Origin of the sequence: Microcystis sp. M061S2 (assembly GCF_020245605.1) — a bacterium.
GTDB lineage: Bacteria > Cyanobacteriota > Cyanobacteriia > Cyanobacteriales > Microcystaceae > Microcystis.
Genome location: NZ_JADBUP010000028.1, coordinates 24,474 through 31,230 on the forward strand (window position 1 = coordinate 24,474; position 6,757 = coordinate 31,230).

7 protein-coding genes and 1 pseudogene are annotated in these 6,757 nt (G+C 40.7%); 1 reads left to right on the forward strand and 7 read right to left on the reverse strand.

Annotated elements, in window-relative coordinates:
• Positions 1-10: 10 nt before the first annotated feature.
• Complete coding sequence (cobA, locus tag IM475_RS06020; protein ID WP_287726991.1) at positions 11-811, reverse strand: uroporphyrinogen-III C-methyltransferase; 801 nt, start codon at positions 809-811, stop codon at positions 11-13.
• 453 nt (positions 812-1,264) lie between these two features.
• On the opposite strand from cobA, the gene IM475_RS06025 reads away from it, so the two are divergent.
• A complete protein-coding gene (locus IM475_RS06025; RefSeq protein WP_149985571.1) occupies positions 1,265-3,565 on the forward strand; it encodes an N-6 DNA methylase in 2,301 nt (766 codons plus the stop codon).
• 11 nt (positions 3,566-3,576) lie between these two features.
• On the opposite strand, the gene IM475_RS06030 is transcribed toward IM475_RS06025, so the two are convergent.
• The 6 genes and pseudogenes from IM475_RS06030 to IM475_RS06055 form a co-directional block, all read right to left on the reverse strand.
• A complete protein-coding gene (locus IM475_RS06030; RefSeq protein ID WP_158200737.1) occupies positions 3,577-4,356 on the reverse strand; it encodes a hypothetical protein in 780 nt (259 codons plus the stop codon).
• 627 nt (positions 4,357-4,983) lie between these two features.
• Positions 4,984-5,247 carry a DUF2442 domain-containing protein gene (locus tag IM475_RS06035; RefSeq protein ID WP_287659533.1) on the reverse strand — a complete coding sequence of 88 codons (264 nt, stop codon included), beginning with the start codon at positions 5,245-5,247 and terminating at the stop codon, positions 4,984-4,986.
• Positions 5,207-5,380 (reverse strand): DUF4160 domain-containing protein, encoded by a 174-nt coding sequence (locus tag IM475_RS06040; RefSeq protein ID WP_287659534.1) that lies wholly within the window; start codon positions 5,378-5,380, stop codon positions 5,207-5,209. Before IM475_RS06040 ends, IM475_RS06035 begins: the two co-directional genes overlap by 41 nt.
• Before the next feature lie 214 nt (positions 5,381-5,594).
• Positions 5,595-5,717: pseudogene (locus IM475_RS23105) on the reverse strand (PEP-CTERM sorting domain-containing protein); the annotation flags it as partial.
• Positions 5,718-5,975: 258 nt separating this feature from the next.
• On the reverse strand, positions 5,976-6,341 hold the full coding sequence (locus IM475_RS06050; protein ID WP_353737439.1) for a clan AA aspartic protease: 366 nt from the start codon (positions 6,339-6,341) through the stop codon (positions 5,976-5,978).
• Positions 6,338-6,613: a hypothetical protein gene (locus IM475_RS06055; RefSeq protein WP_287659536.1), complete on the reverse strand. Its 276-nt coding sequence runs from the start codon at positions 6,611-6,613 to the stop codon at positions 6,338-6,340. The genes IM475_RS06050 and IM475_RS06055 overlap by 4 nt, the downstream gene beginning before the upstream one ends.
• Positions 6,614-6,757 lie beyond the last annotated feature (144 nt).

Genomic DNA, 6,757 nt, shown 5'->3' on the forward strand with positions numbered 1-6,757 from the left:
GGAAACCGAATCAGGGAGAAATGGGGGTGGGGGGGATTGTCCTCGATAGCAAAGGTTGTCCCGCTTGCAAGAGATCGTGAAGGTCCACCACTGCCCCGATAACAGCGATCGCCGGAGCTTCAAAGCCGGTGGCTTCGATCTGGTCCATAATCGTGGTGAAAGTACCGATTAACTGCTGTTGCTGCGGTGTTGTTCCCCAGCGAATCAGGGCGATCGGTGTTTCTGCACTTCTGCCCGCTTTGGTTAACTCGCCGATAATATAGGGTAAATTATGCACACCCATGTAAACGACAATTGTTTCCGCACCATGGGCGATCGCTGACCAGTTAACTTGAGGACGATATTTACCCGCCATCTCGTGGCCGGTGACGAAAGTAACGGAAGAACTATAATTGCGATGGGTGAGGGGAATACCAGCGTAGGCAGGCACGGCAATTCCTGAAGTGATCCCCGGCACGATCTCGACGCTAATTCCGGCCGCGATCAGATCGAGCATTTCTTCACCCCCGCGACCGAAAACAAAGGGATCGCCCCCTTTGAGACGAACAACCACAGCATTAGTCTGGGCCTTCTCGATCAGTAAAGCGGTGATTTCCTCCTGTACTAGAGAATGACGACCGCGACGCTTACCCGCATGGATTTGTTCGGCCTCGGGGTTAATCATGGTCAGAATCGAGGGGCTGACTAGGGCATCATAGAGGACAACATCGGCATTTTCTAGGAGAACTTTCGCTTTTAAGGTCAACAAACCGGGATCTCCGGGACCCGCACCAACGAGATAGACCTTACCGCAACTTTCTGATTGATTCATAGATACTGGGGAGAAAATTCTTGCTTCGATCGAATGCGCTTGATCCCTACTTTATTGTGACTGGGGCAAAATTTGGTATTTTTGACTACAGTTACTCGGCGATCATGCGCTTTCTTCATGAAGAATTATGATCTTAACATTACTTAACCTTTAATCTAGCGATCGCTCTGATACCAAATCCGGTTTAACAGGTATGGGGGAGTGGAAAGTGGGGAAAAGGGAGCGGGTTTTTCCAGTGGGATTGGGAGTTAATCATGCTATTAAAAACCGATTCAGTATAACGGCTAAGATAAGCGGCGGCAGATAACCTTTGCCCCCGAATCGGCTTTAGTCCGTCCGCTGCCGTGACGTGTTATACAGCTTGAGTAACGTCAGAGTGCATGAGGCTCTTCATGATTGCACAACATCTTATAAGGTTATACAATTTAGATCGAAGTCAAACCTTATAAAAACATGAAAGAGCAGAAGCAGTTTTTTACGGTTAGCGAGGCCGCTGATTTACTGGGTGTAACGACAACGACACTCAGGAACTGGGACAAGGCAGGTAAGCTTAAGCCATCTAGAGATCCAATAAATAGCTATCGCCTCTACCGAGCAGAGGATATAACTTGTTTACTCCAAGAGCGACGTTTTGGGACAACAATATCTGAAAATGTTCTACAAATTCCCCTCTTTAATGAGGAAAGAGCCAAAAGATCTGATGAAGAAAAGAAAGAGAAATCGATCACACTAGATTTACGATCACTACGTTTTCTAACGAGACAAATGAATGCTGCCTTTAGAGATTCTATGGGGGGTGGGTTACTGGAACGTTTTGAAGAGATAACGAAGATTTTATACTCAAAACTTTACATGGAAAAAATCGAAATAGACGATCCAAAACAAGTATCTAAATTTTCCATTAAAGATTTTTCTTCATTTGACGATATATATGAAAAAATCAAAGAAATTTATCAAGACGCTATCAGCTATTTTCCGAAAGAATTGCTCAATGGTCACAGTTCCCTTGGGGAGGACAAAATTGCGATTGCTAAGGTATGTAGACTACTGTGGAATATTAAACTTTCCGAAGTTGAAGCTGATATTAAAGGCTTCATGTATGAAGAACTAGTTAGAAATACTTTTGAGAAAACTGACCATCAACAATTTTTCACACCTAGAACAGTTGTTGAATTTATGGTTGGTTTAGTTTCTGCTATGACATCTTCGACAGAAGATACAATATATATTTGTGATCCTGCTTGTGGTAGTGGCGGCTTTCTAATTGAAACATTCAAGTCAATAAACCTAAATCAGAAGATTATAGGTTTTGAAATTGATAAACGAATGGCATGGGTTGCACAAATGAATACCATAATGCATGGGGGGAGCATTAATACGATTCACTACCTAAATGATGGTGGTTCTCTTGGCTACAATGACAAGCTAAATGAACTCATACCAGAGAGTGGTTTTGATGTAGTAATTACTAACCCTCCGTTTGGCAGTGATTTTTCAGACGAGACTGCACTATGTACCTACGAACTTGGAAGAGGAAAAGCATCAAGGAGGCGTGGAGTTCTATTCATAGAACGCTGCATCAAGTGGTTGAAAAGTGGAAGTGGACGATTGGCAATAGTTGTAGATGACAGTATTTTAAACGGAAAAACAAATCATGATACTCGTGATTTGATCTTCAGATATTGCATAATTGAAGCTGTAATTAGCTTGCCAGAAGTTACATTTAAACCATATGCATCTGTCAAAACATCAATTCTATTCCTCAGAAAACGCAGCAAGTCTAAAACAGAAGCCCAACCTTCTATCTTCATGGCCGAAGTCAAAGAAGTTGGTCGAAAGGCAAATGGCGATTCTAATTTTCGTCATGATGACAAAGGAAACCTAGTGCTAAATAATGAATTGCCAATCATAATTAATGCTTGGAATTCTTTCAAAAAAGAGGGAGAAAATTCTATAAGAAGTTTATCTCCAAAAGTCTTTGTCTGTCCGGCAGAACGTTTTTATAGTAAGTCTAATCAACTTATTGTAGATAGGCTTGACGTTGGGTATCATCATCCTTCTAGATCTATAGCAGAAAGAACTCTAAAGCGTTCAAAATATCCAACACCTAAGCTTGCAGAACTAGTCGTTGAGCGTAATATATCTGTAGTACCTGACAAAGCAGATCCTTATGATCTATGGCGTTATATTGGTTTGGCAGATATTTCATCAAGAACTGGTGAATATGTTGTCTCTGAAGTTTTTGGAAATCAGATAAAAAGCAATGTCAAGTTATTCAAGGGCGGAGATATTCTATTTTCAAAGCTCCGTCCAGAATTGAGGAAATGTATTTTATTAGAAGCCTTGGAAGAAGATGGATATGCTTCGTCTGAATGCTTTGTTTTTCGGACAATTTCCACTTCTAGTAATGACAATCACCTAAAGGATAAAATTAGCTATGGAGCATTGATCGATCAATTTGAAGTAGATAATGAATATTTGGCAATACTCTTGAGAAGTGACATAGTTTATGGTCAGCTAGTTTATCAAATTTCTGGTACAGGTAGACCTCGAGTCAACCGATCAGCAGTTTTAGGGGCTAGAATTCCTTTGCCACCTTTAGCCGTACAACGTGAAATAGTAACTGCACATAAGATCGCACATCAAAGTTACCTAGAGAGCCAAAGACGTAGTGAGGATGAACTTCAACGGGGCATTAATTTTTTAGATTCAGCCTTTAGTTTTTCATCCGAAAAGCTTTGCCCATCTGACTGACAATTCAAACTTTAAAACCTTTTTCTGGCAGCTTTTTCATCAACTGAGCGCAGGAAAATTAAAAATTTCTGAATAGAAAGGTGTAGATCTGGGGAACCAATTCTAGATGCATGAACAATTCGCCAAAACTTTCCATAGTTGCCTGGATCAGCAACATACTGTTGACTGCGACTACTAAAAACTAAAGTCTTCTCTCCTTCGATTTTTCCCCCAGTAATTTCTAGGCGTATGTCGCGCTCTCTTGCTATGTCTCCCGCCGGCACTACCAAGCTTGAGAAAATATGGGGATATTCTCCAAGACTGCCATTTTCTAGTGTTATTTTTGTCCACTCCCATGCTACTAATAAGAGTAAATCTTGCTCGTCGTTAATCCATATTGTCGGCGTACCGAAGCGTGCAGCTTGCTCATCAGATTCAGCATCTACAGCTTTCATTTCTAAACGTAGTAAAGGGATTAAAGATGAATCTCGAAAATAAAAATCTGGATACTCATGGGAGGTTGCAAATGTAAAGAAAAATAAAGAGTTATAGCGTTCCTCAAGTATCTCAGTGATAGCCGTGCTTAAGCCATATTCAAGCATTGTTCCGATACGAGTGCGATAGCTCGATAACTGCCTCATTTCTGTAGGTAACGGTTCGATACTGCGAGGCTGCTTTATTAATCGCTTGATGCTAAAGCCTCGATTTATTCTTGCTACTGCTTCTTTCACCAGAGCATCAAAATAATCACTAATTTGTTCAATATCTTTTTCAGATGCTAAAAGCAAACTTTGGAGAGAAGGTAATGTCATCTATAGTATGGTTCAATAAATTCGGCTGCTCAGTGTAACATTTTTGAGCTAGGGATGCAGGGACTATAGCTGTATAACTACATATTATGGGTCAACTTTCGGTATATCACTCCATTTAGGCGCAATCGCCAGAACTTTTCCCTATATCACGCCCAAAAGCCTGTTAGCCAGATTAGCATCTTGTCAAAAACCTTGTTGAACTAAATTTCTGACAACTAGACTCATTCTAGCGATGATTCTTCGATCTGACCGCACCCCTTGACAAAAATTTACAATTATTCGACTTTTAGCGATCGCTATCGGGGGATAGTTGTTTTTTGTTACAGCAGTGTGGAGAAGGGAGCGGGTTTTTCAAGTTGGATTGGGAGTTAATCATGCTATTAAAAACAGAGCTGGTAAGTAGCTGGTTATAATTAAATTGAAGATGGATTTTAGGTTCGATCCCCCCTGCCTCCTTAATCCCCCCTTAATAAGATAGGGTCGTTTCATTCTTAAAATTAAGGGAGAATCAATCATATTAAAAGACATTTTAGCCTACTTTTTTGGGTTCTTGTTTAAGAGAATGAGTCCGTTTCACTTGGCGTTTTAAGGTGGCATCTACGGCAAAAACTTAATTAAAGATAAAAACTAGAATTTAGCTTTTAAAGGAAATCTCTCAGGATTTTTAATAATTTCTTTGCTGAAATCTACATCTAAATCTGTCCAATAAAAATGATTAGGAAAAGGCTCTTGTATATTTAAAATTTGTCTAATAGGTACATCTTGAAGCCAAGGAAAATCTTGATAGGAAAGGAACATTTCTTCATTGTTTGCCAGAATCCATATTCCATGAGAAGAAATATGAGTTACTTCAGCTTGAGAAGTGTTTTGTCCAAGCATTTCTAAGTTCATTTTGTCGTTCCTCAATAATAGTTTCTATCGCTTGAAGTTGTTTTCGAGATAGGTTATGATTACGAGCTAATTCAATTTGTGGTTCCAGCCAAAATTTAGCTTCTCCTTCTGCACAATGAACATGAACGTGCATTCTTGTTTCTTCGCGGGAAAAGAAAAAGAAGCGATAGCCATCTTCTCGGAAAACATTTGGACTCAGCAGACATCTAATCAGGATGATTGATGCTTACGCTCTGTTTATTATAGCAAATATTAAGTTAAAAATACACGAGGGAGAAGCAAGAGCATAAAAATCTCCCTCAACTGGTCTAAAATTAAGGGAGAATGAGTTATATAAAAAAAGCAATTTAACCAACGTTACTGGGTTCTTTTTCGGTTGAATGAGAGCGTTTTACTTTCCCTTTTAGGGTTGCACCCGCACCAAGTATTCCCAGGGAAAGGAGACTTAGGGTTGAGGTGGGTTCGGGAACTCAAGCAACAGCTTCCCCATCACCTCCTAAGTCAAAATTTAAACTGACTTCTGATGTCGGAATTAGACCAGTAAAGTCGTAACTTAACCTTTAATCTAGCGATCGCTCTGATACTAAATCCCGTTTAACAGGTATGGGGGAGTGGAAAGTGGGGAAAAGGGAGCGGGTTTTTAAAGTTGGATTGGGAGTTAATCATACTATTAAAAACCGATTCAGTATAACGGCTAAGTTAGCCTGCGTTTGCGCTAATGCTGAGAACTACAATTCGTCAATTGTTACCAACCCACCTTCCGTAAACTGAATCACAAGTTCATGGCTATCTAATAAAGCAGTTCCCACCAAGGGTCGCCGCCCTGTGGCAAATACACGAGTTTCTCGCTCCTCACCATTCCAGATAATAATTGCTTTGTGAAGAGGCAGCATTACTTGGCTGTTGTCTGCTAAATTCGCCCGCATATCGTACCTGAAAGGACGATTCAGTAATGCTACTGCCTCCGATGGTAAACAAAGCTCATCTGTAAATCCTTTATCTACTACAAACTCAATCGGAAAGTCAGCGCGATTTGGAATCCGAAATGGGATAGTGATGATCGGGTGTCCATTAGCCACAATACCTGAAATCACTTAACTACACGTTCCATAACACCCCCACCAAAAGCGGCAGCAACGTTGTAGCCAATTTTGATCCCAAAGAGCCGAGCCTGGGGGTGTTTCTCGCTCAATAAGTCAGCAGCGTGTAAGCCATTTTCATCAACTTTGTAGTCACCTGTTTCAATGTCAATGATGACCATCTTGCCAATGTTTTCTTCAACTTCCACCTCTTGGCGGATTCTGCTTTCGTACAGTTTCTCTGCACGTTGAGCAACTTCTTCACGGCTTAAAAGGATAGCTTGCATATACTATAGCAAAGAGCGGGATAGTTAGGACATAATAGAGAAAAAGAAATGAGGAGAAGCTTTCATGGCAGCACCCTATAGTGATGATTTAAGACAGAAAGCAGTGAGTGCCGTAGAGCGAGGGGAGAAAAAAAGCCATGTCTG